Source organism: Mesorhizobium sp. M0293, assembly GCF_040321735.1.
Lineage (GTDB): Bacteria > Pseudomonadota > Alphaproteobacteria > Rhizobiales > Rhizobiaceae > Mesorhizobium.
Window position 1 is genome coordinate 1 of the sequence record NZ_JAMYSA010000015.1, and the last position, 25,127, is coordinate 25,127.

Sequence of the window (25,127 nt, forward strand, 5' to 3'; positions counted from 1 at the left end):
GGCCGCGCAATGACCTGAGGGTTGCCTGCGCGGCCCGGCGACCGATTGAACTTTGTTGGCTTGAGAACTGGAACCGTGATGAGCGATGGCGAATCCTACCGCGTCAGGATGACCGGTATTTCCAAACGATACGGCCCCATCCAGACGCTGGACGACGTTTCGCTGGACCTGAAGCCTGGCGAGGTGCTTGGCCTGGTCGGCGACAATGGAGCCGGCAAATCCACCTTGAGCAAGGTTCTGTCCGGTGCGGTCATTCCGGATTCCGGCACCATCGAGATCGACGGCAAGGCTGTTTCTTTTTCCTCACCGGCCGATGCCCGCGCCGCACGGGTGGAGATGGTCTATCAGGACCTTTCACTCTGCGACACGATTGATGTGGCGGGCAATCTCTTCCTCGGCCGCGAGCCGCGCCGCCGCGTTCTCGGCGTCCCCTTTCTTGACAACAAGCGCATGCATGATCAGACGCGTGAGATGCTCGACCGGCTCGGCATCGTCATCGCCGATACCAGGCTCAAGGTCGAAAACCTGTCCGGCGGGCAGCGCCAGTCGATTGCCATCGGCCGTGCCGCCTCCTTCGATCCATCGGTGCTGATTATGGACGAACCGACGGCGGCCCTTGCCGTGGCGGAGGTTGAAGCGGTTCTGGAGCTCATCCGCGCCGTCAGCGCCCGCGGCGTCAGCGTCATCCTCATCACCCACCGGCTGCAGGATCTATTCCTGGTCTGCGATCGCATCCAGGTCATGTATGAGGGTTGCAATGTCGCCGAACGCAAGATCGGCGACACCAGCATCGAAGAGGTCGTCAACCTCATCGTCGGCCGCAAATTCACGGCGCGTTCGGCCCGCGCCAGCCGTGATGAGGCAGCGCAGCCATGAATGTCACGTCATCACCCACGGATATCAGCGCCTCGCCGCCCAAACGCGTCCACAACACCACCTGGAAGGACATGGCGATAACCAATGGCAGCGTCGTCTCGATAGCGCTGTTCTTCCTCGTCGTCTGCGTGGTCTTCTCGCTGACCACCGGCTCATTCCTGACGGCGCCCAATCTGCTCAACATCGTGCGCCAGTCGGCGCCGCTGCTGATCGTTGCGGCAGCCATGACCTTCGTCATCACCACCGGCGGTATCGACCTGTCGGTCGGGTCCGTGCTGGCGCTGACGGCGACACTGTCGGCTGTCTTGCTGCAGTCCGGCCTGCCATGGCCGCTCGTCGTCGTCGCCATGCTGGCACTCGGCGCGGCGATCGGGGTTTTGCAGGGCTTCTTCATCGCCTATGAGCGGATACCAGCCTTTATCGTCACACTTGCCGGGCTCTCGATTATCCGCGGCGTGGCGTTGCTGATCACCGGCGGCTATTCTATCCCGGTTGAGCCGACCAGCTTCTTCGTCAACATCGGCAGGGCCTGGCTTCTCGGTGTGCCGGTACCGGCACTGCTCGCCCTTGTCGTCCTGATCGTCGCCTATCTCGCATTCAACCAGACGCCATTCGGACGCTATGTCACCGGCATCGGGGCCAATGCCGAAGCCGTGCGCCGCGCCGGTGTCGATACGCGCTTCATGACGCTGTTCGTCTATGTCCTGTCGGGCATGGCGGCGGCGGTGGCCGGCATTGTTCTTGCCGCCCGGCTCGGTTCCGGCTCGTCGAATTCCGGCCAGGGTTTCGAGCTCGATGTCATCGCCGCCGTGGTGCTTGGCGGCACCAGCCTGTTCGGCGGGCGCGGCACGATCATCGGCACCGTGCTCGGCGCGTTGACCGTCGCCGTTATCGGCAACGGCCTGATCCTGGCGCACATGTCGCCCTTCCTGACGCCGATCGTCACCGGCACAATCATCCTCGTTGCCATCTGGCTGAATTTCCGGCTGTTCAAGGGCGCAACGCGGAGCCGCTGACATGGATCATCTGTTCGACGACAAACCAAGGGAACGGGCGCCCATCGGTGTCCGCTCCGGCACCGTGATGACCGTTACCGGCCCCGTCGCCATCGCCGACATGGGTGTGACGCTGATGCACGAGCATATCCTGCTCGATGGCGCGACTTCGTGGAAATGCCCCTGCCATCCCGACGAGAAGAAGATCGCCGAGCAGCCGGTCAGCATGGACATCATCGGCGAGTTGCGGATGAACCCTTACATGAACCGCGACAACGTCTCGCTCGACGATAGCGATCTGGCGCTTTCGGAGCTGGCGAAATACCGGGCGCTCGGCGGCCACACCGTGGTCGATGCGACCAATATCGGCATTGGCCGCGATCCGGTGAAGCTCGCACGCATTGCCCGCGCCTCGGGGTTGCGGATCGTCATGGGGACAGGTTTTTACCTGCAGCACACCCACCCCGTCTGGCTGAAAGCGATGGACGTCGACGAGGTCACCGAATTCCTCGTCAACGACGTCGGCGGCGGATCGACGCAACCCGAAATCATGGCCGGCATCATCGGCGAGGTCGGCGTCAGCAAGGATTTCACCGACGAGGAACGCAAGTCACTGCGGGCTTCGGCCCGAGCGGCCAAGATCACCGGCGTGCCGCTGACCATTCATCTGCCCGGCTGGGAGCGGCTGGCGCATGACGTGCTCGACGTGGTCGAGGCGGAAGGCGCCGATCTCCGGCATACGGTGCTTTGCCACATGAACCCGAGCCACAACGATCTTGCCTATCAGCAAAGCCTCGCCGCGCGCGGCGCCTTCCTGGAATACGACATGATCGGCATGGATTTCTATTATGCCGACCAGGATGCGCAGTCGCCGTCCGACGAGCAGAACGCGCGTGCCATCCGTTCGCTGATCGACATGGGGCTGCTCGACCGGATTCTGCTGTCGCAGGACGTTTTTCTCAAGATCATGCTGACCCGCTTCGGCGGTTTCGGCTACGGCTTCATCCTCAAGCATTTCGTGCCGAGACTGAAGCGCCATGGTGTCGAGCAATCGGCAATCGACACGATGCTTATCGACAATCCAAAGACTGTGTTCGCCGAGGGCCTCTGAGCCGCGGCTCCAAACAAGGCAGGAGTCTACATGTCCAGGAAGAAGGTTCTTCTCGCAGGCGAGTCCTGGGTCTCGACCGCGACCCACATCAAAGGCTTCGACCAGTTTCCGACCGTGACCTATCACACCGGTGCCGACGAGTTGCTGGCCGCGCTGAAGGACGGTCCGTTCGACGTCACCTTCATGCCGGCGCATGAGGCGCAACGGAACTTTCCGCAGACGATGGAAACGCTTTCGGCCTACGACGCGATCGTGCTTTCCGATCTTGGCGCCAACACGCTGTTGCTCCACCCGGACACCTGGGTCCACTCCAAACCAACCCCGAACCGGCTGCGCCTGTTGCGCGACTATGTCGGCAATGGCGGCGGCCTGTTGATGTTCGGCGGCTATTACAGCTTCCAGGGCATCAATGGGGGCGCGCGCTATCACAAGACGCCGGTCGAGGACGTTCTGCCGGTCACCTGCTTGCCGGTGGACGACCGCGTCGAGGTTCCGGAGGGCTATGCGCCGGTCGTTGTCGGCCCGCAGAGCCATCCGATCCTTAAGGGCCTCGGCAAGGATTGGCCGATCCTGCTCGGCTTCAACGAAGTCACGGTCAAGGACGGCGCGGAAGTTCTCGCCACCGTTTCCTCCGACTACCGTTCGCTGCCACTGCTGGTGACCGGCAAATATGGCCATGGCCGCACCGTTGCCTGGACCTCGGATGTCGGCCCGCATTGGCTGCCGGCCGGCTTTATCGCCTGGAATGGCTACAAGACACTGTTCGAACAGATGCTGGGCTGGGCAACGGCCAGGGACTAGCCATGCGCGTCCATGTCGTCGGCAATGTTTGCGTCGATACGACGTTTCGCCTGGACCGTTTTCCGGCGCCAGGCGAGACGCTTAACGCTTCGGAACATGCCGACGGGCTTGGCGGCAAGGGTGCGAACCAGGCGGTGGCCGCGGCGCGCACCGGAGCCGATGTCCGCTTCCGTGCGGCAATCGGCAACGATGCCGCCGGAGCCTGGATCACAGAGCAGTTGAGCCGCGATCTCGATGCCAGCTATCTGACGACGCTGCAGCTGCCCAGCGACCGGTCGGCCATCCTGGTCGATGCGCGGGGCGAGAACCTCATCGTCACGGGCGCCAGTTGCGCCGCAGCCTTCGATCCCCTGGCCGACGGCGACTTTATCCGATCGATCGAACGCGGCGACATCGTCGTGGTTCAGGGTAACCTGGATCCGGATGTAACGACCGCTTGCCTAAAGGTTGCGCGGGGCGCGGGGGCAACGACGGTCTTCAATCCAAGCCCGCTTGCGGCCGGCAATACACCGGGTTTGAGCGACGTCAGCGTCGCCGTCGCCAATACCGGCGAAGCTGCGCAACTGACCGGATTGAGCAATCCCGACGCGGCAGCCCGCGAACTAATCCGCCAAGGCGCAGGAACCGCTATCGTGACGCTTGGCGCGCTCGGCTGCCTGGTCGCCGATGGCGCAGGACGGATCGACCGGTTCGTGGCGCCGAGGGTGGCTGTGGTGGACACCAGCGGCGCAGGCGATGTCTTCTGCGGTTGCCTCGCCGGCTGTCTTGCAGCCGGCATGGACCTCGCGGTGGCAGTGCGGATCGCGGTCCGTGCCGCAGCGATCTCGGTCGGACGCGCCGGCACGCTCGGCTCCTGCCCCGACAGGCAGGAGATGAAACTGCTCATGGAAACGACGGAAGCGGAAACCGCATGATAAAATCCTCCAAACCGGTCGGCCAGGTGACGAATGATGCGTTGCAGTCGATCTTCGGCAGAAGCAAGGTGGTGATCGGCGTTGTTCATCTGGCACCCCTGCCAGGTGCGCCGCGTTACAATGGCGAAGCGGTCGAGGCCATCTATCAACGTGGCCTCGACGACGCGAAAGCCTATTTGCATGGCGGTTGCGATGGCGTGATCGTCGAGAACCACGGCGACGTTCCGTTTGCCAAGCCCGATGATATCGGGCCGGAAACGTCCGCCTACATGTCCGTCGTCTCAGACCGGATCCGCAGGGAACTCGGCAGGCCGATCGGCATCAACGTGCTTGCCAATGCTTCCATTCCCGCGCTGTCGATCGCCAGTGCCTCAGGCGCCTCCTTCGTCCGCGTCAATCAGTGGGCCAACGCCTATGTCGCCAATGAGGGCCTTATCGAAGGTGAGGCGGCGCGCGCCATGCGCTTCCGCGCCAGGCTTAGGGCCAACGGCATCCGCATTTTCGCCGACGCCCATGTCAAGCATGGCGCCCACGCCATCGTCGGCGACCGGCCGGTCGAGGAACAGGTCAAGGACCTGGTGTTTTTCGATGCCGACGCGGTGATCGCCACTGGCCAGCGCACCGGCCACGCCGCTGATCTCGGTTACATCAGGATGATCAAGGACGCCACCGGACTGCCGACGCTTGTCGGCAGCGGGGTGACGACCGACAACGCCAACGATATCCTCGACATCGTCGACGGCATCATTGTCGCCAGTTCGCTCAAGCACGATGGCGTCTGGTGGAACCAGGTCGACCCTCAACGGGTGAACGGCTTTATCCGAGGCCTCAAGCGGTGACTTTGGTGCCGGAGATCGACGGCGAGCGGCTGTTGGGCCGCCTCGATGCCTTCGCCCGGATCGGCGCGACGCGGGCCGGCGGCGTAAACCGTCAGGCGTTCAGCATTGAGGATCGTAGCGCCAGGCGCCTGCTGGCGGAGTTGGCGCTCGAGCGTGGTTTCGCGGTTTTTCAGGACGCCATGGCGAACCTCTTCATCCGCCGCGAGGGGACGGATGCCACGCTGCCGCCGCTGCTGATCGGCAGCCACCTCGACAGCCAGCCCACCGGCGGGCGCTTCGATGGAGCGCTCGGCACGCTTTCCGCCTTCGAGACTCTCGAAGCCGTGGAGGACGTGAAGGCCGAAACTCGAATGTCGATCGAGGTCGTCGCCTGGGCCAATGAAGAAGGTAGCCGGTTCGCGCCCGGCGTCATGGGCTCCATGGCCTTCACCGGGGCCGATATTTCAGCGTGGCAATCCATAGTCGGCAGCGACGGTGCGTCGCTCGCAGAGGAACTCGCGGCAACCATCTCCGCCTTGCCAGAGGCAACCCTTCGCCCTCTCGGCATGCCGGTCTCCGGCTACATCGAACTCCACATCGAACAGGGACCATCGCTGGAAAAGGAGCGGTTGCCGATCGGTATCGTCACCGCCGTGCAAGGCACGCGCTGGCTGGAAGTCTCCATTGAGGGCGCTGCCGGTCACGCCGGCACAACCGGCCTTGCCTACCGCAGGGATCCCATGGTCGCGGCCGTTGCCGCAATGCACAGGCTGCAGACGACGGTCATGCCGCTCGACAGCAGCGCAAGGCTGACGGTGGGCCGGGTCACCGCCAAGCCGGGATCGATCAACGCCATACCGCAGTCGGTGGTCTTCGCCGTTGACATCAGACACCCGCGGGTAGAGCGGCTCGATGCCATCGAAGCCGAAACGCGCCAGGTCTGCGCGGCGGAGGCAGAGGCACAGCATTGCACGGCAATGATCAGGCGGTCGTTCGACATGCCAGGGGCGGCATTCTCTCCCGATATGGTCAAAATTGTCGAGGAGGCCGTCAATTCCCTGCGGTTGCCGCACAAGCAGATGATATCGGGTGCATTCCATGACGCGCTGTTCCTCGCCCGGGTGGCGCCTGCCGCGATGATTTTTGTGCCGTGCCGTGACGGGCTGAGTCACAACGAGGCAGAATATGTGGAGCCCGCCGACGCAGTTACCGGCGCGCGGGTTCTGCTCCGGGCGGCTGTCGCGGCAGCTTCGCCGCGATGATCGTTCAAGGCACTGCTCTGGCAGGCTGATTGCGCCAACCTCGGGCCGGCGAGCTCGAGGCGCCCGGTTTCGAGGCGGCGGCGGTCGCCATTCATGCCTGCCCCCTGCCCTTGCACCAACAAACCGTGCAGCTGTGTCCTCGCCGCCCTTGTAGGTGTCGGCAAAATGGATGAATAGTCGGGACGGTGCATCGCCCTGAAATTGCCGATTTGCGGTCCTCAGGTCGTGCGATCGCTAGCCGGATTCCGAATGGCCAGTCCTGAACCACGCAAGAGAAGAGGTCCGATCGCCACCCGGCTGCTGGCGCTCGACGCGTGGATCGATTCCTCGCTCTACGAGATCGGTTTCAAGGCGCGCCAATTCTGGGAATCCGCGACGATCTTCTCGCGGCGCTTCCGTGTCAGCGGCTGGCGCCGCGGCATCATCGAACTGTTGAGCGAAGGCTTTACCCTCGGTGCCGGCGGCATTGTGGTGATGCTGGCGCTGGCCATTCCGGCTTTCCAGGATACAGCCGGCGATTGGCGCGCCCAGGGCGACTTCGCCGTCACCTTCCTCGACCGCTACGGCAACGAGATCGGCCAGCGCGGCATCATCCAGCGCGATTCGGTGCCGGTCGACGAGATGCCCGATCACGTCATCAAGGCGGTTCTCGCCACCGAGGATCGCCGCTTCTTCGACCATTACGGCATCGATGTATTGGGCCTTTCACGCGCGATCTTCGAGAATGTGCGGGCGAATTCCGTCGTCCAGGGCGGCTCCAGCATCACCCAGCAGCTGGCCAAGAACCTGTTCCTCACCAATGAGCGCACATTGGAGCGCAAGATCAAGGAAGCTTTCCTGTCGCTGTGGCTCGAGGCCAATCTGTCGAAGAAGGAAATCCTGCAGCTCTATCTCGACCGCGCCTACATGGGCGGCGGCACGTTCGGCATCGAGGCGGCCGCCGATTTCTATTTCGGCAAGAGCGTCAAGGACCTGAACCTCGCCGAGGCAGCGATGCTGGCCGGTCTGTTCAAGGCGCCGACCAAATATGCGCCGCACATCAATCTGCCGGCGGCGCGTGCGCGCGCCAATGTGGTGCTGTCCAACCTGGTCGATTCCGGTTTCATGACCGAGGGCCAGGTTTTGCAGGCAAGGCTGCACCCGGCCGACGTCGTCGATCGCGGCGAACAGAAGAGCCCGGATTATTACCTCGACTGGGCGTTCGACGAGGTCAAGAAGATAGCCAAACCGGGCCAGCATTCGCTCGTTGCCCACACCACATTCGACGCCAATATCCAGAAGGCGGCGGAAGAATCGGTGGAGTTCCACCTGCGCCAGTTCGGCAAGGAGTATAACGTTACCGAAGGTGCGGTCGTCGTCATCGAGACCAACGGCGCCGTCAGAGCCATCGTCGGCGGCCGCGACTATGGCGCCAGCCAGTTCAACCGCGCCACCAAGGCGCTGCGCCAGACCGGTTCATCGTTCAAGCCCTATGTCTATGCCACGGCGATGGAGCACGGCTTCACGCCCAATTCCATCATTTCCGGCGGCCCGATCAGCTGGGGCTCCTGGTCGCCGCACAATTACAGCGGCGGATCGGCGGGCAACGTCACGCTGATCATGGCAATGGCCAAGTCGATCAACACCGTGCCGGTGCGGCTGGCCAAGGATTATCTCGGCATTCCGCCGATCAAGGCAATGGCCGAGGCGATGGGTGTGGAGTCGCCGCTCGAAGCGCACAAGACGATGGTGCTCGGCACCTCGGGCATGACGGTGATGGACCAGGCGACCGGCTACAGCGTGTTCGCCGACAACGGCTTCGTCGGCTCCCGGCACGGCATCTCCCAACTGGTGACCCGCACCGGCGAGGTGGTTTATGATTTTGCCAAGGATGCGCCGCCGCCACACCGGGTGCTGTCGGAGCAGGCACTGAAATCGATGAACACCATGCTGGCGGCGGTTCCGGTGATGGGCACGGCGCGGCGGGCCCAACTTCCCAACATCGTCGTCGCCGGCAAGACCGGCACGACGCAATCCTACCGCGACGCCTGGTTTGTCGGCTTCACCGGCAACTACACGGCGGCAGTGTGGATGGGCAACGACGACTTCACGCCGACCAAGAACATGACCGGCGGCTCGCTGCCGGCGATGGTGTGGCAGCGACTGATGGTCTACGCGCACCAGAATATCGACCTTAAACCAATCCCCGGCATCGACAAACCCTTTGTCGACGAGGAGATCGCGGCCAAGGCCGAGGAAGCGCAGAAAAAGAAGAATGAACAGGCGGCAGCCGATGCCGCGGCCGAACGGCCGGCGGTACTCTCCAGCCGGACCACGCAGACGTTGAGGGACATGACCAAACTGTTCCAGTCGCCGCTGGCCCTCGATGCGCCTCAACCGCCGGAGACGCTGTCGGCACTGTGATCCTTTCCGACTGGGTGGGTCTTTCCGACTGGCTTGGGCGGGCAAATCCATCGGCCCGCTTGCCACAAGGCCCCACGCCGCGATATCCCCGAGCGGCAACTCTTCGTGTCCCGGCCCCTCATGCTCAAGAATGCCTTCCTGACACTGCTTTCGCTTGCCATAGCCATCGTCGGCGGTGGCGGCAGCGTCTGGTATGCGCTGAAAGTCCAGGATGGTGTCGGCGCCATCCGGATCGGCCAATGGACGGCCTTTCCCGATATAGGCACGCCATCCGCCGATCCCTATTCCAAAGCCCGCGTGGCCCGCGAGGGCGTGCTTGCGCTCGGCCGCGCCGAAGGGCTGTCCTTCGTCGCCGAGCGCGACACGGGCGGCGGCGAACTCAAGCGCGAATGCACCTACACGATCGAGGGTGGTTTTCCGACAGCACGGTTCTGGACGCTCTATGCCGCCGACCAGTCGCTCGGCGTGGTCGAAACCGGCAAACCCCGGCTTGCAGCGCTGCAATCCTATGGGGTTATGCGCCAGCCTGACAATTCGGTCATCATTTCCGCCGGCCATCACCCGATGCCGGGCAACTGGCTTTTGACCGACGGTTTCGGCAGGATGTATTTCGTGCTGACCTTCTACGACACGCCGATTGCCAGCAGCACCGGCCTGTCGGACGTTTCGCTGCCGCGGATCGTAAAGGTCGACTGCGATGCGTAGTTTCCATGCGGCGATGCGCAGGCTTTTTCATGCGGTCCTGCTCGGCCTGCTCGGCGCCGGCATCGTGCACATCGTCGTGCTGTTCCTGGTGCCTGAGTTTTCCGAACGCGATGCCTGGTCGCGGCTGTCCATGGCCTCGGATCTCTACAAGATGACCCGGCTCGATGCCGAGGCCGGTGGCGCGCCCGTAGTGAAATCCGTCGATCCGCTGTTTTACGCAACGGCGTGTCGGTTCGACCTGGGCGAAGGCATGGTCCGCATCAAGGCGCCTGGACATGTCCCGTTCTGGTCGGTGTCGGTCTATGACCGCAGCGGCCACAACATCTATTCCTTCAACGACCACACCGCGACCGGCGGCGTGCTGGATGCCGTCGTGCTGACGCCGGTGCAGATGATCGACGTGCGCAAGGACCTTCCCGAGGAGCTTCAGGGAGCGATCTTTGTCGAGGCGCCGATCGAGGAAGGCATCTTCGTCATCCGCGCCTTCGTGCCCGATGACAGCTGGAAGCCGATCGTATCGCGCTTCTTCGAGCAGAGTTCCTGCGAGCTGCAGGACTTCTAGACATGATCCCGGACTAATGCCCGTGCCTGCCGAAACTCAGTGGTGCGGAACCGGCTTCGTCCCTGGCGATCCCGGCGTGTCGGGATCGACCGGCCGCACTTCGCCGGTATGAGACCGCTCGTAGCGGATGCCGGGAAAGATGATCACCGCCGCCGGCATTTCGGCGGTTTGCTTTGCTCGATTGCTTGGTGCCGTTCGCGGCACGAAAGACAGTACCATGCCCATGGTTCGCGCATTCCTCTCGGTTTCCCCGGAGCACAACGCAACGCCTCCAAATATCATTAAGGCCGGCAGAGGGTTAACGGAGCGCTAACGGATCGTCGCTAACTTGATCTTTGTCTAGAGGTCAGGGTGTCCTGACCGGGGCATTCGCGAAACCGACACAGTCCGGTCGAGCGTGGTCAAGCTTGTGTATGTTGTCGGGCGTATCCTTCGTGTCATATTCGGACTTCAGGCAAATCGCGGCACGGAAAGACTCGGGAAAGGCCGAAAGGCTGTTCCGCGCCGCGGTGTCGGCATTCTGCTCGCTCACCCGCCCTTCACGCCGTGAGATCGGCCAGCTCGAAGATCTGACGCTGCCGCTGTTCAACGATGTCTCAGTCGAATCTCGCCGTTACGTGGCAGCCGCCCTTTCCGAATGCGAATATGCCCCCGCTGCCTTGGTGCGCCGCCTCTGCGAGGAACCGGTCGACATTGCCGCTCCCTTGCTCATCCGCTCACGCGCCATCAGCAACATCGATCTCATCGCGCTGATCGGCCGGCACGGACTGCCGCATGCGCGCGCCATTGCGCGCCGCAAGGACCTGAACCCGACCATCGCCGATCTGATCAGGGCCCTCGAAAGGCCAACTCTGGTGCGAATGCGGGAGCCAGAAGCGAACGCCATCGCGGCGGACAAGATCGTGCCTGCGAGTACCGAACCTGCCGCCGACGAGCCCAACGGAGGACAGGTGGCCGGCGCTGCCGCCGAAAGCGCACGGCGCAGGCTGCGTTCCATGATGCGCACCGGCGACGAGGCATCGGCGACGAGCGCCGATCCTTTCACCGGCGCGGATACCTATGTGAAATTGCGGGAGACGGCGCTGACGGGAAATGCCGCCTTCTTCCACACCGCGCTCGCCGACGCGCTCGATATCGATTTCTCGGTCGCGCGATCGCTCACCGCCAACCAGAACTACGCATCGCTGCTTGCCGCTCTGCGCTCGCTCGACCTCAGCGAGGACAGGGCATTCCTGGTCACGGTTGCCGTTTATCCCAACCAGTTCCCGCATCCGCAGGCTATCCGCACCTTCCTCGACCGCTACCGCCTGCTGCATCGCGAGGCGGCCCAGGACAAGGTGCGGTTGTGGAAAGCGGAAACCCTTTCAAGGGCGGCTCGCGACGCAGCACCCGCAAACAGCGATATCCGCACGACATCGAACAGCGACGATGCGGCGGCCTCGTCGAGCCTCAGGGCATCTTTACGGAAATAAGCTCCTCGACGGGCACAGTGCCAGCCTCGATCTCGACCACCCAGATATCGGGATCAAATTTTTTCTCCCTTTCCAGCCTGGCATCGAGCACGGCGGCATCGTTGCCGGCCCCGAGCAGACTGAAAAACCGGTCGTCGGGCTTGGCTGAGTCGTAGCTGGTCTGCGGCGCCGGGCCGAACAAGGCAACCTCGCCCAGCCTCCCCCGCGCCAACACGAAAACAGCGCCGGCTTCGGTCGCGCCGCGCTTGGCCACGGCGGCAAATCCGCCGGCGCTGAAAACCCGGCGCAACAGGGCCGAGACCCACAGATCCGATGTGACGCGCATAGTGAGAACTCCGCTAATGCATGTCGACCAAAAGTGGCCCCGGTTTTGGGACAACGACACGCATGGAAACAAGAGGGCTCTATCGATATTTCAGCCGCTCGGCGAGCCGTCGCTTCAGCCGTCAGTTGGTCAGGCCGATCTCACGCATCTTGACGTAGACGATCTCGTCGGGCTCGCCAGTCTGCGGCAGCCCGAACAGCGACTGGAATTCCTTGATCGCAGATTTGGTGCGCGCGCCGACGACGCCGTCCAGCTGCATATCGTCATTGCCGAATGCCTTGAGCCCGGCCTGGATCTTGACGATGCGGGCATCGGGCGCCTGCGCGGTGTTCGTCTGCTCGGCATTCGCCTGCCCGTAATTCGTCTGTAAAGACACTGGAACGGCGACCGGAGTATCCGGGCGCGGCTGCGGTCTGGGTACGACGGAAGCGGTTTTCGGCGTCGCGCCCAGTTGATCCAGCAGCAGCGCGTCGATCTCGCCGGACGCGTTGAGCCCAACCTTTTGCTGATAGGCCTGGATGGCCTTGCGCGTGTTGGGTCCGGAAATGCCGTCGACCGTTCCAGAATAGAAATCGAGATCCTTCAGTATGCCTTGCACCTGCTCGACCACCGGATCGCCCTTGATCGGCGCCGGCGCGCCGGATGGCCGCACGATGTTGAATGTCGTCTCCGGTTCGTCGGCCGCCGTGTGCGGAAAGCCCTCGATGCTGCGGGTCGCGAAGAACGCGCCGGCATGCGGGAAAGGCTGATACCACAAGGCATTGGCTGAAACGTAGAACAGCGTCACCAGGAATGCCGTCGAGCCACCCACCAAGACGGGATTGCGCGAGATCATGCCGCCGACGGCGACAGCGCCATCCTGAAAGGCATTGCTGCGGCGCTTTACCGCCTTAGGCTGTTTTGCGGAGCGAGCCATTTCTGTCCCCTTTCGCCATCGCCACAGGCATGGTCAGCACGCCGGCCTTCTCCGCCTGATGTCCCTTCGGTCCGTTCACCGGCAGGCTGATGGTCACCATGGTACCCTCGCCCGGCATGCTTTCGATGGACATCGTGCCTTCGTGCAACGCTACCAGGCCCTTGACCAGCGAAAGGCCAAGACCTGTCCCTTCGAAACGGCGGGTGTAGTCGTTCTGGATCTGCATGAAGGGCTTGCCGAGCTTGGCAAAATCCTCCTCAGCTATGCCGATGCCGGTGTCCCTGACCCAGAAATGCAGACGCGAACCGATCCGCTTGGCACCGACGACGACATCGCCGCCATCCGGAGTGAACTTGATCGCATTGGAGACGAGGTTGATGAGCATCTGCTGCACGGCACGTCGATCGGCATTGATGTTGCCGGCGTCCGGCGCGATCTGCGCCTGCAGATCGATGTTCTTGGCCTGCGCCTGCAACCGCATCATCGACTGGCACATATCGACCGCTTCCGCGAACCGGAACGGCTCCGGTTCGGTCGCATAGGCACCCGATTCAATCCTGGACACGTCGAGTATCGAAGTCACGACGGCAAGCAGATGCTGGCCCGAATCCCGCACCAGACCGACATATTCCTTCTGGCGCGGATCCTTGAAGGCGCCGAACATCTCATGCAGCAGCATGTCCGAGAAGCCGATGATGGCATTCAACGGCGTGCGCAGTTCATGGCTCACCACCGCCAGGAAGCGCCCCTTCGCCACCTCGGCGGACGCGGCCGCCTCATTGGCCGCCGCCAGATCCTCGCGCAGCCGGGCAATCTCGTCATTCTCGCGCAGGACAAGCGTGAAGACGTCGCCCTGTTCCTCACCGCGCACCAGATCGAGCGAGAACGGCCGATAATTGTCTGCCGCCAAGCGATTGTCATTTTGGCCGTTGCCGTTCTGAGGCAGCCTGATGCGCAATTCGAGCCGGCGCGACAGCGCACCGTCGCGCATGTCGGCCAGGGCGCTGAGATAGGAGACGCGATCCGAGAGATGAATGCGATCGAAGAAGCCGTTTCCAGACAGCAGTTCGGCCGGCAATTTTAGAAGCGTGCGCGCCTTTGGCGAAGCGTCCAGAACTTCGCCATGGCGGGCGACGCGCAAGACCACCGCATCAATAATGTCTTCAAGTCGATCGGCAGTGTTCACGACATCGGCCGCATCGGCGGTGTCGCGAAACACCGACGCACGCGGCATCAGTGTGAGCGCCCAGGCCAACGGCACCAGCCAGTGCCACGCAGCAATCTGCACTCCTGCGAACGGGAACACCGTTCCAGCCAGAGGCTGAGCCAGGATGGCGGCAGCGGCCGATACGGCTCCCCAAAGTGCTGCACGCCGCGAGGCGCCGATCCACCAGGCTTCGAATGGCAGCGCCACGACAAGCATGGCGACAGGCGAACTCAGCCCGCCCGCGGCGGCAATGAGACTGCCGAGAGCAATGCCCGCCACTGCCAGGGCGAGCTGACTTGCAATCGCCATCTTGCCGGTCGCCGCCACCAGCAAGGCGACGAACCAGCACAGGCCAAACGCCGCGAAGATGGCGGCCATGGTGACGGCGGCGCCCATGCCTGAAGTGACCAGCGTGACCGCGGCACCAGCGGCAAAGAAAGGAGCGGCGAGCATGACCCCGATGAAGCGGCGCTGGCGCTCGCGGTCGCTCTGCCCAAGGATGGACGGATGGACCATACGTTCGCAACCGGCGGCAATCGCGCCAGGCAATTCAACGTATCTGGCCTTGATTGAACTCAACTCAACGCACCCGTAATCGTCGTGGACAGCTCTGCTTTGCAGATCGTTCTGGTTGGCTCTGAAATTCGCATCCAGCGTTTAAGGAATGGATAAGGCAGGGTCGACCAAGGCCTCGGCTTGCGGCAAATATCGGGATGCCGGCAGCCGAAAGCCCGGGCAAATGCAGCCATAGTAAACGGAGGGTTATTCGCCGACCCGTGCCCGTCGGGTGGCTGCACGCAGAGCCCGGACTCCCGGCTTTCAAAAAGCAGGAAAAGCATGGAGATAGATGGTTATCTCGCGTTAAGAGAAATCATTCGGATTTGAGGCAAATCGATTGCATAACGACTCATTTCGAATTTACCTAAAATTTGAGGAAAATTCTCACTTTGCCCGCAAGCCGTCCTTTGCGCCTGTGTGCCAACATCCTGCCTACAAAAGAGGTCATGCCATATGGATGCATGATCCGGTCACGACGAGAGGGCAAGGGTATGGTCTTCCTGATAAGAATGGCTTTCTGGTTTTCGCTGGTGCTGCTGGCGCTGCCGCTGACTGTTGGTCCCGATGAAACGGGCCGCGAAAGCGTCGGCCCGATCCAGGCCCTGTTTGCGGCACGCGAAGCGGTTGGCGACATCGCCGGCATTTGCGAACGCAAGCCCGATGTCTGCGAGACCGGCAAGTCGGCGATGCACACCATCAGCGCCCGCGCCAAGGAGACCGCCAAGATCGCGGCAGCGATGCTGGACGACAAGTCCGCCGCCGGCCCTGACACATCGACGATGACCGGCAGCGTGCCGGAGGAAGTCGTCTTGCCCGAGACAGTCACCCTTCCGGCGCAGAATTAAGCCGTTTCGACGGCGCGCCGCGGGCTGTCTGCCCTCTCGACGCCCGCGGTGTCCTTGTTTTTTCCGTGACGCGGCGGCGCCGCGTCACTATATCCGGCCCATGACAACCACGATCCAGACGATCCGCGACGATTTTTCGTTCCTTGAGGAATGGGAAGACCGCTATCGTTACGTCATCGAACTCGGCGAGGCACTGCCGCCGTTTCCGGACGAGCAGCGCAATGCCGCCAACAAGGTTCCGGGTTGCGTAAGCCAGGTCTGGCTGACCACCGAACAGCGGCCTGGAGCCGATCCGGTCGTCACCTTCACCGGCGATTCGGACGCTCATATCGTGCGTGGGCTGGTCGCGATCATGCTGGCGCTGTTTTCCGGCAGGACCGCCAGCGAGATCCAGAAGACCGACGCGGAAGCGACATTGAAAGAACTCGGCCTCGACGAGCATCTGTCGCCGCAGCGCGCCAACGGCCTTCGCTCGATGGTCAAGCGCATCAAGCGCGACGCGGAGGCGGCGCTCAAGCAGACCGCCTGATAGCCCATCAAGCTACGGCACGTTGCCGCCCGTGCAAAATCAAACGGCGCCCGAAGGCGCCGTTGAAGTCGATCAATCTGGCTAGCAGCGATTACCGCGCCTTGCGCTTGCGGCCGAGGCCCATCTTCTTGGCCAACTGGGAGCGGGCAGCGGCATAGTTGGGTGCAACCATCGGATAGGTCGGGTCGAGGTTCCACTTTTCGCGATACTGATCCGGCGTCAGGTCATAGTGGGTCATCAAATGGCGCTTCAGCGACTTGAACTTCTTACCGTCTTCAAGGCAGACGATGTAGTCGTCATGGACCGAGCGCTTCGGGTTGACCGCCGGCTTCTGCTTGTCGGCAGGCGGCTGTTCGGCGGTTCCGCCCACTCGGCCAAGCGCAGCATGGACATCGGATATCAGGTTCGGCAATTCGCCGACCGGCACGGGGTTGTTGCTGACATAGGCGGCCACCACGTCGGCGGTCAATTCGATCAGCGCATCGCTGTTTCTGGAAGGTGTTTCGACAATATCCATGGTTTTCAGGCCCCAACAAGAGTTACTTCGATCTGCGCCCTTTTTTACAACCAGGGCATTGCACGAATTTGTGCAGCTAGAGCTTCTGCGATTCGCGTCACGGGCATATCAATGAGCCTGCGCACAAAGTAAGTCAATTCACCCTTTGCGCTATATTGAACGATGCTGATCAATTATTCGCCGATCAGCTTCAATCTTTCGTGCATTGTGTAATTTATCGATATTTCTCGCGCCAACCAGCAACGGCTGACGCAACGTCAGCTCGCCGTTACATTCGTGGTAACTCACAAATCAGGCTTCAATGCTTGATTTTTCTTGGCTACTGCACGCGCAAGCTTGGTTGTTCATATCTGTCCACAAAACCACAGGTTGCCGTCGTCCTGTGCAAAGCAATCAGGCGACATGCCTGTCATCCGACCGGATCGATTGATCGCCGCCGCATAATCAATGCGGGGTGATGTATTTGCCGTAGGCCCACCCGATGACGAAGTTGCCGTTCTGGGCCGGGTCATGCCAGACTTCGCACCAGCGATAGCGAACCGTCTGTTTCTGCTTCCACGTCGGCTGGTTGGCGATGTCGAGCAGGTTTATCCCGCCGGTGCATCGTCCGGTCATCTGCAGAACGGTCCCGTTGGGGTATGCTGCCTGCTTCTGGGACGTATCCGAAGGGTATTTGCGCACATTGAGCGTGTCGCCGAACGGTACATTGGCCACTTGCCAAGCCGCGAATACGGTCGCATGAGACTGGCCGGCAAAGGCCAGAGTTAGCGAAGCAACGGCGAAAGCCGCGGCAGTCCGAGACCAAATAGTCATCATCTCTCCTCCCGGCTCATCTCCTGGAGCCGGCACAACCCATGCGCTGCGGCTCTTGAACCCGCCCTGATCAGCGTGTTCATTCGCCATTCAAGATTCTTCTAAAGCGAGACGCAATGACCAAGACATCCGCATTTCCGATCGTCAGCCCGCCAACGCCCGAGAAGCGGCCGGTTTTCGACACGCATCACGGCATAACACGAACCGACGACTATGCCTGGCTGCGGGCCGACAACTGGCAGGAGATGTTCCGGGACCCGTCATTGCTCGATGCGGGGATCCGCGCTGAGCTGGAGGCAGAGAATGTCTACCAGTCAAAGTTGATGGCCGACACGGTCGAGCTGCAAAAGCAGCTTTTCAAGGAGATGAAGGGCCGTATCAAGGAAGACGATTCTTCCGTGCCGATGAAGGATGGACCCTATGCCTATGGTTCGTCCTTCAAGCTTGGCGGCGAACAGCCGCGCTATTTCCGCATGGCGCGTGACGGGGGCGCCGAGCATATCCTGCTCGACGGCGACGCGGAGGCCGCGGGCAAGGCCTATTTCCGCCTTGGCGGCGTCGATCACTCGGCCGACCACACCAAGCTCTTGTGGGCATTCGACGACAAGGGCTCCGAATTCTACACGCTTCGCGTGCGTGACCTTGCCGATGGCAAGGAGCTTGCCGACCAGATTTCCGACACCGGCGGTTCAGGCGTCTGGAACGCCGGCAATGACGGCTTCTTCTACACGCGTCTCGACCCCAACCACCGCCCGTCCAAGGTGCTGTTCCATGCGCTGGGCGCCAGCCCGGAAAGCGACCGGCTGATCTATGAGGAAACCGATCCCGGCTTCTTCATGTATGTCGACGGCACCCGCAACAACGAATGGATCATGATCGGCATCAACGATCACGAGACGTCGGAATACCGCCTGATGCGCGCCAGCGACCCGTTTGCCGAACCGAAACTGGTCTCGGCGCGCGAGGTTGGCCTTCAATACGATCTGGAAGAAAGCGGCGACATCTTCTTCATCCTGACCAACGCCGACGGCGCCAAGGATTTCAAGATCATGACGGCGCCGGCGAGCGATCCGGTCCGCGCCAACTGGCAGGAACTGGTGCCGCATGAACCCGGCCGGCTGATCCTGTCGGTGATCGGCTTCAGGGACCACATGGTCCGGCTCGAACGCAAGGAAGGCCTGCCGCGCATTGTCGTGCGCGACCGCAGCAGCGGCGAAGAGCACCTTCTGTCCCTCGACGAGGAGGCTTTCTCGCTCGGCCTGTCGGGTTCCTATGAGTACGACACCGAGATCATGCGCTTTTCCTATTCGTCGATGACAACGCCGGCCCAGGTGTTCGACTACAATATGCGCACCCGCGAGCGGGTGCTGCTCAAGACCCAGGAAGTGCCGTCCGGCCATGACGCGGACCACTATGTCACGCGGCGGCTTATGGCGCCGGCCAGCGACGGCGAATTGGTACCGATCTCGCTCTTGCATCACCGCGACACGCCGCTGGATGGATCCGCGCCGTGCCTGCTTTACGGCTACGGTTCCTATGGCATCACCGTGCCGGCCGCTTTCAATACCAACTGGTTCTCGCTGGTCGACCGCGGCTTTGTCTTCGCCATCGCCCACGTCCGCGGCGGCAAGGACAAGGGCTATGGCTGGTACGATGACGGCAAGCGGGCGCAGAAGATGAATACGTTCACGGATTTCATTGCCTGTGCGCGCCACCTTGTTGCCGAGCGCTATACGGCGCATGAGCGCATCGTCGCGCAAGGCGGTTCGGCCGGCGGCATGCTGATGGGCGCCATCGCCAACATGGCGCCGGATTGTTTCGGCGGCATCGTCGCCGAGGTTCCGTTCGTCGATGTGTTGACCACGATGCTTGACGCCAGCCTGCCGCTGACGCCGCCGGAATGGCCGGAATGGGGCAATCCTATCGCGTCCGCCGACGATTACCGGAATATCGCCGCCTACTCGCCCTATGACAATGTCGCCGCGCTCGACTATCCGCCGATCCTGGCGCTGGCCGGCCTCACCGATCCGCGTGTCACCTATTGGGAACCGGCCAAATGGGTGGCGCGGCTGCGCGACCGCAAGAGCGGCGACAATCCGGTGCTGTTCAAGATCAACATGGATTCCGGACACGCCGGTGCCTCCGGCCGGTTTTCACGGCTGGAAGAGATCGCCTACACCTATTCGTTTGCGCTGAAGGTGACGGGCAAGGCACATATTGCAGGAGCAACCCACAAATGATCGATCCCACCACCTTGATCGCTTACATCGCGGTCGTGCTTGGCTTCGTCTTCATTCCAGGCCCCGCCACCCTGCTGACGATCGCCCGGGCAACGAGTTCGGGGACCAAGGTTGGCATCGCGACCGGCGCCGGGATCGCGGCCGGCGATGTTTTTCACACCGTCATGGCGATGGTCGGCATTTCGGCGATCATCGCCACGTCGGCGACGCTGTTCAGCCTCGTAAAATACATCGGCGCGGCCTACCTGGTTTATCTCGGCATTCGCGCGATCATCGAGAAGATACCGGCCGATCCGGCTGCCGGTGGGCTCGCGATCTCCGCCGGCAAGGCGTTTCGACAGGCTGTCCTGACTGAAGTGCTCAACCCCAAGACCGCGCTTTTCTTTCTCGCTTTCCTGCCTCAGTTCGTGCGGCCTGAAAACGGATCGGCGATGCTCCAATTGACCACATTGGGGATCATCTTCGTCATGCTTGGCCTTTTCAGCACGGTCGTCTTTGCCTTGAGCGCCGGGCGGCTCGGCGCGTTCCTGCGCCGAAATCCGACGGTGCTGCGATGGCAAGGCAAAATTGTTGGCGGCATCTACTGTGCCCTGGGTGTTCGGCTCGCGCTGCAGCAGCGCTGACGGGAGAGAGGCGAGGTCTGTCAGTCGTGCTGGCGATCATGATTTTTTGAATTCCGCGCTGCTCATTTCACTCGCAATTGCGATGGCCGCGCGCTACCCAGTGCGCGGCCTTTCCCAAGCCCCGACAGCCCCAATCGCATAAAGGTCCGTCATGCTGCTCGTCGACGTCTATCTCGACAAATCGCCCATCCAGGGCATCGGCGTCTTTGCCAAGAACGCCATTCCCCGCGGCACGCTGATCTGGAAGCTGGATCCACGGTTCGACCGGCTCATCGAGGTCGAGACTTATGAGCGCGAAGCCGGGCCGGTGAAGAACTATCTCGACCGCTACTCCTATCCCGACCGGCGCGATCCGAATTACATCGTCTTCGAAGCCGACGACGCGCGCTACATGAACCATGACGACGAGCCGAATTGCGATGTCTCCTCGCCCGAGGAGACCTACGCCTTGCGCGACATCGCTCCCGGCGAGGAGTTGACCTGCAACTACAACCACTTCTTCGAAACAGGCTTCGACTTTCTCGGCGACCGCCACCTGTCATCCGAAGACTAGGTCGTCGTCTTCTTGCGCGCCGGATAGCCGTTTGGATGCGGCGGTATTGCCTTGAGATAGGCGGCGATGGCCGCACGGTCCTCCGGCGCTAATTGGGCCATGTTGCGCTGCACGTCGACCATGGCGCCGCCGACGGAATCGAAGTCAGGCGTGAAGCCGGTTTCGAGGTAGTTGGCGATGTCGGCTTCCGACCAATTGCCGATACCACCCTCGCCCGATGTGATGTTGGGCACGATGCCCTTGCCTTCGGCAGCCACGGCACCGGCCAGCCATTCGCTCTTTTTCGTGCCGCCCGCAAGGTCGCGCGGCGTGTGGCATTCGCCGCAATGGCCTGGCCCTTCGACCAGATAGCGGCCGGCCATCACCGGATTTGGCGTGCCTTCGACAAACGCAACGACCGGCTGGTCGCTGAGGTAGAGCAGTTTCCACAGGCCGATGCCGCGACGAATGTTGAAGGGAAAACCGAGCGAATTGGCCGGGGCCTTGCCGGCGACCGCCGGCAGCGTCTTCAGGAAGGCGTAGAGATCGGCAATGTCGGCCGGATTCATGCGCGCGTAGGATGCGTAGGGAAATGCCGGATAGAAATGCTCGCCCGAGGGCGAGACACCCTTCAGCATGGCGTTGGCGAGGTCCTCGACCGACCACGCGCCGATGCCGTCCTTGGGATCTTGCGAGATGTTGGGCGGGACGAAGGTTCCGAACGGCGTCTTGAGTTCGAGCCCACCCACGAGTTGAAGCCGCGCATCGCCCTGCGAGCCCGGCTTTGCATGGCAGGAGGTGCAACCGCCGGCATAGAAAATGCGCTTGCCCTTGGCCGCGTCGCCAGGACCGAGCTTGACCTGGGTCTCACCGTCGAGCCTCACCGGTGCCGACAGAACCCACCCGGCAGCCGCGCCGACGCCGCCCAGAACGACGAGGGCGCCGACGAGTTTTTTCAGCCAGGGCATCGCCCGCTATCAGCCTTTTTTCACCCGATAGGTCTGGTGGCAGGTGCCGCAATTGGACGCGATGGTGCCAAACTGCGTCTTCAACGCATCGACATCGGCAGGAGCGGCGGCGATCCCTGCCTTGATGTCGGCCAGATATTTGTCGTTGGCGGCCTTGAAGCCAGCCATGTCTTCCCAAATCTTCGGCGACGCCGTGGTATCGCCGGTGTCGCTGCCTGCCGGGAACAGCGCGTCGACATCCAATTTCTCCTCATTCGCTTGCAAGGCCTGCAGTGACGTCAGCACCGCCGCGGCGTCAAAAGGCTCCTCGCCCTTGACCACTTTCGACAGGCCGCCGGCGATCTTTCCGCGTTCCTTCATCAGAGCCTGCCGATCGAGGATCGGGTCGGCAAAGGCCGCCGACGCCGCGAGGGCGAGCATAGAGATGGCGATAACAAGCTTTCTCATTCAATTGGCTCCGTGATGAAGGCGTTTCGGAACAGGACGTTAACGGATGCTACAGGGGGAAAATTCCCTTCCCTGGATGATTTTTTGGCAAACTTTTGCTGTTGCGGGAACTTAGACGCAGAAAAAGAAAAGCCCCGGGGATGTGAACTGGCCCCCGAAAGTTGGACATCAACCTTCGGGGGCCAGTTCAGATGCCGGGGCTTTTCTGAAAATCGATCACTTGGCCTTTTCGTACAACTCCAGCACGTGGTCCCAGTTGATCAGGCTGTCGACGAACGCCTCGAGATATTTCGGCCGGGCGTTGCGATAGTCGATGTAGTAGGAGTGTTCCCAGACATCGACGCCGAGGATCGGCGACGCGCCATGGACGAGCGGGTTCTCGCCATTCGGCGTCTTCGAGATCGCCAGCTTGCCGTCCTTGACCGAAACCCAGGCCCACCCGGAGCCGAACTGCGTCGTGCCGGCGGCAATGAAGTCGGCCTTGAACTTGTCATAACCACCGAGATCGCTATCGACCGCCTTCTGCAGGGCGCCCGGCAGTTTGTTGCCGCCGCCGCCCTTCTTCATCCACTTCCAGAAATGGATGTGGTTGTAGTGCTGGGCGGCATTGTTGAAGAGGCCGGCATTCTTGCCGAACGACTGCTTGACCACCTCTTCGACCGACAGATCGCCCAAGCCGGCCTCGGCAGCGAGCTTGTTGCCGTTGTCGACATAGGCCTTGTGGTGCTTGTCGTGGTGATATTCCAGCGTCTCTTTCGACATGTAAGGCTGCAACGCCTCATAGTCGTAAGGCAGAGCGGGCAATTCAAAAGCCATCGATAGTACTCCCTCGTGGAAAAATCCGGTGTCGATACCGGACTAAGATAGGTCTGGAATGGGTTGGGGCAACTCCGGAATGAAGCGCCGATCGCCTTTTTATCCGCTCAGGCGGCGGAAGTCGAATGCGCCCAATCCCAATAGAGTTCGCGCGCCTTCTTGGCCACCGGACCGGGCTGCAGATTGCGATCCTCGATACGCGTGATCGGCACCACCTTGGAATGGTTCCCGGTCGAGAAGATTTCGTCCGCTTCGAGGAAATCGCGCACCGACAGCGTCTTTTCGGTGGTCTTGAAGCCATATTCGCCAAGCAGCATCATCGTGCGCGAGCGGGTGATGCCGGACAGGAAGGTGCCGTTCGGCGCCGGAGTCAGCACATGGCCGTCCTTGACCAGGAAGATGTTCGAGGTTCCGGTCTCGGCGACGTTGCCCAGCATGTCGAGCACCATTGCGTTGTCAAAGCCACGCATCTTGGCTTCGAGAATGGCGCGGCCGTTGTTGGGGTAGAGGCAGCCGGCCTTGGCGTTGGTCGGCATGGTTTCGATGGTCGGGCGCCGGAACGGCGACACGGTCACCGAAAAGCCGGTCGGCGGGATCATCGGCGATTCATAGAGGCAAAGGCAGAAGCGGGTCGATGCGGGATCGGCCGGCACGCCCATATAGCCGCCATGCTCGGCCCAGTACATCGGCCTGATATAGACCGCCGTCTTGCCGTCGAATTTCTTCAACCCATCCCACGTCAGCCCAACGATCTTGTCAGCGGTCATCGACGGCTTGAGACCGAGTGCAATCGCCGAAGAATTCACCCTGGCGGCGTGAAGATCAAGGTCAGGCGCGACGCCCTCGAACCAGCGGCCGCCGTCGAACACGCTGGTGCCGAGCCACATGGCGTGGCTGCGCGGCCCCAGAATGGCGACATTGCCCTCGTGCCAATCACCATCGACGAAAGTCCATGTCGCGGATTGCGCCGCAGCCGCCAGTGTCATCGTGTTGTCCCGTCTCAATCGGTCTGTTGTGACAGCCATTGGAAGATGCTTTGGCGGGCGCCGTCAACCGGCATCGAGGAGTTTTGTTGAGGCCAGCGCCGGAGCCACTGCAATCAAGGCTTGCACCTTGTCGCGCCTGCCCTCAAAACTGTTGTCATGCAATACGCCGCCTATGTCTTCGACGCCTATGGCACGCTGTTCGACGTGCATGCCGCCGTGCGCCGTCATGCCGATCGGATTGGGCCGGAGGGCCAATTGTTGTCCGAGATCTGGCGCGCCAAGCAGCTCGAATATTCCTGGGTGCGCACGCTGATGGGCGCCTATGCCGATTTCTGGCAGTTGACCGAACAGGCGCTCGATTTCGCCCTGCGCAAAGTTCCCTCGGCCGATCCCGGCCTCAAGGCGACATTGCTGGATGCCTACTGGCGGCTGGATTGCTATCCGGAAGTGCCGGCCGTGCTCAAGGCGCTCAAGGCTTCGGGAGCGAGACTGGCGATCCTGTCCAACGGCTCGCCCGAAATGCTGCAGGCAGCGGTCAAATCCGCCGCGCTCGACCAGGTTCTGGACGATATCTATTCCGTCGATACGGTCCAGCGCTTCAAGACCGATCCGGCGGTCTACGACATGGTCGCCACCGGTTGGCGCCTCTACCCCGGCGCGGTTTCCTTCCAGTCCTCCAATCGCTGGGATATCGCAGGCGCCACCAAATTCGGTTTTCGCACGGTGTGGATCAACCGTTCCAACCAGCCCGAAGAATACCGGGACTTCCCGCCGGCCCTGATCCTGCCGTCGCTCGAAGCTTTGGTGCCAGGCAGCTGAGACGCACCTGTGTCCCTGGCGCCACAGTGGCGACGCGGTCACAGCTTCGCCTTTGTTTGTCCACGTT

At 62.1% G+C, this 25,127-nt stretch carries 27 protein-coding genes; 17 read left to right on the forward strand and 10 right to left on the reverse strand.

Annotated features, from left to right (window positions below; genetic code table 11):
• The first annotated feature begins 78 nt into the window (after positions 1 to 78).
• The 10 genes from NKJ06_RS08415 to NKJ06_RS08460 all read left to right on the forward strand — a co-directional run bounded on the left by NKJ06_RS08415 (position 79) and on the right by NKJ06_RS08460 (position 10,447).
• On the forward strand, positions 79 to 876 hold the full coding sequence (locus NKJ06_RS08415; RefSeq protein WP_352485862.1) for an ATP-binding cassette domain-containing protein: 798 nt from the start codon (positions 79 to 81) through the stop codon (positions 874 to 876).
• Positions 873 to 1,892, forward strand: a complete 1,020-nt coding sequence (locus tag NKJ06_RS08420) for an ABC transporter permease (RefSeq protein ID WP_352626796.1) — start codon at positions 873 to 875, stop codon at positions 1,890 to 1,892. Before NKJ06_RS08415 ends, NKJ06_RS08420 begins: the two co-directional genes overlap by 4 nt.
• 1 nt (position 1,893) lies before the next feature.
• Positions 1,894 to 2,982 carry a phosphotriesterase family protein gene (locus tag NKJ06_RS08425; protein WP_352626794.1) on the forward strand — a complete coding sequence of 363 codons (1,089 nt, stop codon included), beginning with the start codon at positions 1,894 to 1,896 and terminating at the stop codon, positions 2,980 to 2,982.
• A 30-nt stretch (positions 2,983 to 3,012) separates the two neighbouring features.
• A complete protein-coding gene (locus NKJ06_RS08430) occupies positions 3,013 to 3,783 on the forward strand; it encodes a glutamine amidotransferase (RefSeq protein WP_352626793.1) in 771 nt (256 codons plus the stop codon).
• 2 nt (positions 3,784 to 3,785) lie between these two features.
• On the forward strand, positions 3,786 to 4,697 hold the full coding sequence (locus NKJ06_RS08435) for a ribokinase (RefSeq protein ID WP_352809620.1): 912 nt from the start codon (positions 3,786 to 3,788) through the stop codon (positions 4,695 to 4,697).
• Positions 4,694 to 5,536 carry a BtpA/SgcQ family protein gene (locus NKJ06_RS08440; protein WP_352626789.1) on the forward strand — a complete coding sequence of 281 codons (843 nt, stop codon included), beginning with the start codon at positions 4,694 to 4,696 and terminating at the stop codon, positions 5,534 to 5,536. The genes NKJ06_RS08435 and NKJ06_RS08440 overlap by 4 nt, the downstream gene beginning before the upstream one ends.
• Positions 5,533 to 6,777, forward strand: a complete 1,245-nt coding sequence (locus NKJ06_RS08445; RefSeq protein WP_352626787.1) for a Zn-dependent hydrolase — start codon at positions 5,533 to 5,535, stop codon at positions 6,775 to 6,777. The genes NKJ06_RS08440 and NKJ06_RS08445 overlap by 4 nt, the downstream gene beginning before the upstream one ends.
• A gap of 249 nt (positions 6,778 to 7,026) precedes the next feature.
• Complete coding sequence (locus NKJ06_RS08450; RefSeq protein WP_352626786.1) at positions 7,027 to 9,180, forward strand: transglycosylase domain-containing protein; 2,154 nt, start codon at positions 7,027 to 7,029, stop codon at positions 9,178 to 9,180.
• A 120-nt stretch (positions 9,181 to 9,300) separates the two neighbouring features.
• Positions 9,301 to 9,885 (forward strand): DUF1214 domain-containing protein, encoded by a 585-nt coding sequence (locus tag NKJ06_RS08455; RefSeq protein WP_352627305.1) that lies wholly within the window; start codon positions 9,301 to 9,303, stop codon positions 9,883 to 9,885.
• A complete protein-coding gene (locus NKJ06_RS08460) occupies positions 9,878 to 10,447 on the forward strand; it encodes a DUF1254 domain-containing protein (protein WP_352626784.1) in 570 nt (189 codons plus the stop codon). Before NKJ06_RS08455 ends, NKJ06_RS08460 begins: the two co-directional genes overlap by 8 nt.
• Before the next feature lie 36 nt (positions 10,448 to 10,483).
• Here the strand turns inward: NKJ06_RS08460 and NKJ06_RS08465 are convergent, their stop codons facing one another.
• Positions 10,484 to 10,672 carry a hypothetical protein gene (locus tag NKJ06_RS08465; protein WP_352626783.1) on the reverse strand — a complete coding sequence of 63 codons (189 nt, stop codon included), beginning with the start codon at positions 10,670 to 10,672 and terminating at the stop codon, positions 10,484 to 10,486.
• Between the two features lie 209 nt (positions 10,673 to 10,881).
• Between NKJ06_RS08465 and NKJ06_RS08470 the strand changes: the two genes are divergently transcribed.
• The gene (locus tag NKJ06_RS08470; protein WP_352626781.1) at positions 10,882 to 11,919 is read left to right on the forward strand and encodes a hypothetical protein; all 1,038 of its coding nucleotides are present in this window, start codon (positions 10,882 to 10,884) and stop codon (positions 11,917 to 11,919) included.
• Here the strand turns inward: NKJ06_RS08470 and NKJ06_RS08475 are convergent.
• The 3 genes from NKJ06_RS08475 to NKJ06_RS08485 all read right to left on the reverse strand — a co-directional run bounded on the left by NKJ06_RS08475 (position 11,897) and on the right by NKJ06_RS08485 (position 14,883).
• Positions 11,897 to 12,244 (reverse strand): DUF1491 family protein, encoded by a 348-nt coding sequence (locus tag NKJ06_RS08475; RefSeq protein WP_352626780.1) that lies wholly within the window; start codon positions 12,242 to 12,244, stop codon positions 11,897 to 11,899. The genes NKJ06_RS08470 and NKJ06_RS08475 overlap by 23 nt on opposite strands.
• A 121-nt stretch (positions 12,245 to 12,365) precedes the next feature.
• Positions 12,366 to 13,160: a peptidoglycan-binding domain-containing protein gene (locus NKJ06_RS08480; protein WP_352626779.1), complete on the reverse strand. Its 795-nt coding sequence runs from the start codon at positions 13,158 to 13,160 to the stop codon at positions 12,366 to 12,368.
• Entirely contained in the window at positions 13,135 to 14,883 is a 1,749-nt protein-coding gene (locus tag NKJ06_RS08485; protein WP_352626777.1) for a PAS domain-containing sensor histidine kinase, read from the reverse strand. Before NKJ06_RS08485 ends, NKJ06_RS08480 begins: the two co-directional genes overlap by 26 nt.
• Positions 14,884 to 15,416: 533 nt before the next feature.
• Here NKJ06_RS08485 and NKJ06_RS08490 point away from each other — a divergent pair.
• A complete protein-coding gene (locus NKJ06_RS08490) occupies positions 15,417 to 15,770 on the forward strand; it encodes a DUF5330 domain-containing protein (protein ID WP_352626775.1) in 354 nt (117 codons plus the stop codon).
• A 100-nt stretch (positions 15,771 to 15,870) separates the two neighbouring features.
• Entirely contained in the window at positions 15,871 to 16,299 is a 429-nt protein-coding gene (locus NKJ06_RS08495; protein WP_352626773.1) for a SufE family protein, read from the forward strand.
• Positions 16,300 to 16,390: 91 nt separating this feature from the next.
• On the opposite strand, the gene NKJ06_RS08500 is transcribed toward NKJ06_RS08495, so the two are convergent.
• Entirely contained in the window at positions 16,391 to 16,816 is a 426-nt protein-coding gene (locus NKJ06_RS08500) for a Ros/MucR family transcriptional regulator (RefSeq protein WP_013532660.1), read from the reverse strand.
• Positions 16,817 to 17,260: 444 nt separating this feature from the next.
• A complete protein-coding gene (locus NKJ06_RS08505; RefSeq protein ID WP_352627304.1) occupies positions 17,261 to 17,629 on the reverse strand; it encodes an SH3 domain-containing protein in 369 nt (122 codons plus the stop codon).
• A gap of 116 nt (positions 17,630 to 17,745) precedes the next feature.
• Between NKJ06_RS08505 and NKJ06_RS08510 the strand changes: the two genes are divergently transcribed.
• From NKJ06_RS08510 to NKJ06_RS08520, 3 genes are all read left to right on the forward strand, one after another.
• Positions 17,746 to 19,869: a S9 family peptidase gene (locus NKJ06_RS08510; protein WP_352809621.1), complete on the forward strand. Its 2,124-nt coding sequence runs from the start codon at positions 17,746 to 17,748 to the stop codon at positions 19,867 to 19,869.
• Positions 19,866 to 20,492 (forward strand): LysE family translocator, encoded by a 627-nt coding sequence (locus tag NKJ06_RS08515; protein WP_352809622.1) that lies wholly within the window; start codon positions 19,866 to 19,868, stop codon positions 20,490 to 20,492. Before NKJ06_RS08510 ends, NKJ06_RS08515 begins: the two co-directional genes overlap by 4 nt.
• A 151-nt stretch (positions 20,493 to 20,643) precedes the next feature.
• Positions 20,644 to 21,045 carry an SET domain-containing protein gene (locus NKJ06_RS08520; protein ID WP_352809623.1) on the forward strand — a complete coding sequence of 134 codons (402 nt, stop codon included), beginning with the start codon at positions 20,644 to 20,646 and terminating at the stop codon, positions 21,043 to 21,045.
• On the opposite strand, the gene NKJ06_RS08525 is transcribed toward NKJ06_RS08520, so the two are convergent.
• The 4 genes from NKJ06_RS08525 to NKJ06_RS08540 all read right to left on the reverse strand — a co-directional run bounded on the left by NKJ06_RS08525 (position 21,042) and on the right by NKJ06_RS08540 (position 24,241).
• Positions 21,042 to 21,992, reverse strand: coding sequence for a cytochrome c (locus tag NKJ06_RS08525; protein ID WP_352809624.1), 951 nt, complete (start codon positions 21,990 to 21,992; stop codon positions 21,042 to 21,044). The two genes, NKJ06_RS08520 and NKJ06_RS08525, sit on opposite strands and share 4 nt — an antisense overlap.
• A gap of 9 nt (positions 21,993 to 22,001) precedes the next feature.
• Complete coding sequence (locus NKJ06_RS08530; RefSeq protein ID WP_352809625.1) at positions 22,002 to 22,439, reverse strand: c-type cytochrome; 438 nt, start codon at positions 22,437 to 22,439, stop codon at positions 22,002 to 22,004.
• 216 nt (positions 22,440 to 22,655) lie between these two features.
• Complete coding sequence (locus NKJ06_RS08535) at positions 22,656 to 23,255, reverse strand: superoxide dismutase (RefSeq protein WP_013532667.1); 600 nt, start codon at positions 23,253 to 23,255, stop codon at positions 22,656 to 22,658.
• Positions 23,256 to 23,362: 107 nt separating this feature from the next.
• Positions 23,363 to 24,241, reverse strand: coding sequence for a branched-chain amino acid aminotransferase (locus NKJ06_RS08540; RefSeq protein ID WP_352809626.1), 879 nt, complete (start codon positions 24,239 to 24,241; stop codon positions 23,363 to 23,365).
• Between the two features lie 156 nt (positions 24,242 to 24,397).
• Between NKJ06_RS08540 and NKJ06_RS08545 the strand changes: the two genes are divergently transcribed.
• Positions 24,398 to 25,060, forward strand: coding sequence for a haloacid dehalogenase type II (locus tag NKJ06_RS08545; RefSeq protein WP_352626760.1), 663 nt, complete (start codon positions 24,398 to 24,400; stop codon positions 25,058 to 25,060).
• Positions 25,061 to 25,127 lie beyond the last annotated feature (67 nt).

What these genes read in the sequence shown, in the direction of transcription:
- NKJ06_RS08415 (WP_352485862.1), top strand. Translation starts at nt 79, where the DNA reads ATGAGCGATGGCGAATCCTACCGCGTCAGGATGACCGGTATTTCCAAA.
- NKJ06_RS08420 (WP_352626796.1), top strand. Translation starts at nt 873, where the DNA reads ATGAATGTCACGTCATCACCCACGGATATCAGCGCCTCGCCGCCCAAA.
- NKJ06_RS08425 (WP_352626794.1), top strand. Translation starts at nt 1,894, where the DNA reads ATGGATCATCTGTTCGACGACAAACCAAGGGAACGGGCGCCCATCGGT.
- NKJ06_RS08430 (WP_352626793.1), top strand. Translation starts at nt 3,013, where the DNA reads ATGTCCAGGAAGAAGGTTCTTCTCGCAGGCGAGTCCTGGGTCTCGACC.
- NKJ06_RS08435 (WP_352809620.1), top strand. Translation starts at nt 3,786, where the DNA reads ATGCGCGTCCATGTCGTCGGCAATGTTTGCGTCGATACGACGTTTCGC.
- NKJ06_RS08440 (WP_352626789.1), top strand. Translation starts at nt 4,694, where the DNA reads ATGATAAAATCCTCCAAACCGGTCGGCCAGGTGACGAATGATGCGTTG.
- NKJ06_RS08450 (WP_352626786.1), top strand. Translation starts at nt 7,027, where the DNA reads ATGGCCAGTCCTGAACCACGCAAGAGAAGAGGTCCGATCGCCACCCGG.
- NKJ06_RS08455 (WP_352627305.1), top strand. Translation starts at nt 9,301, where the DNA reads ATGCTCAAGAATGCCTTCCTGACACTGCTTTCGCTTGCCATAGCCATC.
- NKJ06_RS08460 (WP_352626784.1), top strand. Translation starts at nt 9,878, where the DNA reads ATGCGTAGTTTCCATGCGGCGATGCGCAGGCTTTTTCATGCGGTCCTG.
- NKJ06_RS08465 (WP_352626783.1), bottom strand. Translation starts at nt 10,672, where the DNA reads ATGGGCATGGTACTGTCTTTCGTGCCGCGAACGGCACCAAGCAATCGA.
- NKJ06_RS08475 (WP_352626780.1), bottom strand. Translation starts at nt 12,244, where the DNA reads ATGCGCGTCACATCGGATCTGTGGGTCTCGGCCCTGTTGCGCCGGGTT.
- NKJ06_RS08480 (WP_352626779.1), bottom strand. Translation starts at nt 13,160, where the DNA reads ATGGCTCGCTCCGCAAAACAGCCTAAGGCGGTAAAGCGCCGCAGCAAT.
- NKJ06_RS08485 (WP_352626777.1), bottom strand. Translation starts at nt 14,883, where the DNA reads ATGGTCCATCCGTCCATCCTTGGGCAGAGCGACCGCGAGCGCCAGCGC.
- NKJ06_RS08490 (WP_352626775.1), top strand. Translation starts at nt 15,417, where the DNA reads ATGGTCTTCCTGATAAGAATGGCTTTCTGGTTTTCGCTGGTGCTGCTG.
- NKJ06_RS08495 (WP_352626773.1), top strand. Translation starts at nt 15,871, where the DNA reads ATGACAACCACGATCCAGACGATCCGCGACGATTTTTCGTTCCTTGAG.
- NKJ06_RS08500 (WP_013532660.1), bottom strand. Translation starts at nt 16,816, where the DNA reads ATGGATATTGTCGAAACACCTTCCAGAAACAGCGATGCGCTGATCGAA.
- NKJ06_RS08505 (WP_352627304.1), bottom strand. Translation starts at nt 17,629, where the DNA reads ATGACTATTTGGTCTCGGACTGCCGCGGCTTTCGCCGTTGCTTCGCTA.
- NKJ06_RS08510 (WP_352809621.1), top strand. Translation starts at nt 17,746, where the DNA reads ATGACCAAGACATCCGCATTTCCGATCGTCAGCCCGCCAACGCCCGAG.
- NKJ06_RS08515 (WP_352809622.1), top strand. Translation starts at nt 19,866, where the DNA reads ATGATCGATCCCACCACCTTGATCGCTTACATCGCGGTCGTGCTTGGC.
- NKJ06_RS08520 (WP_352809623.1), top strand. Translation starts at nt 20,644, where the DNA reads ATGCTGCTCGTCGACGTCTATCTCGACAAATCGCCCATCCAGGGCATC.
- NKJ06_RS08525 (WP_352809624.1), bottom strand. Translation starts at nt 21,992, where the DNA reads ATGCCCTGGCTGAAAAAACTCGTCGGCGCCCTCGTCGTTCTGGGCGGC.
- NKJ06_RS08530 (WP_352809625.1), bottom strand. Translation starts at nt 22,439, where the DNA reads ATGAGAAAGCTTGTTATCGCCATCTCTATGCTCGCCCTCGCGGCGTCG.
- NKJ06_RS08535 (WP_013532667.1), bottom strand. Translation starts at nt 23,255, where the DNA reads ATGGCTTTTGAATTGCCCGCTCTGCCTTACGACTATGAGGCGTTGCAG.
- NKJ06_RS08540 (WP_352809626.1), bottom strand. Translation starts at nt 24,241, where the DNA reads ATGACACTGGCGGCTGCGGCGCAATCCGCGACATGGACTTTCGTCGAT.
- NKJ06_RS08545 (WP_352626760.1), top strand. Translation starts at nt 24,398, where the DNA reads ATGCAATACGCCGCCTATGTCTTCGACGCCTATGGCACGCTGTTCGAC.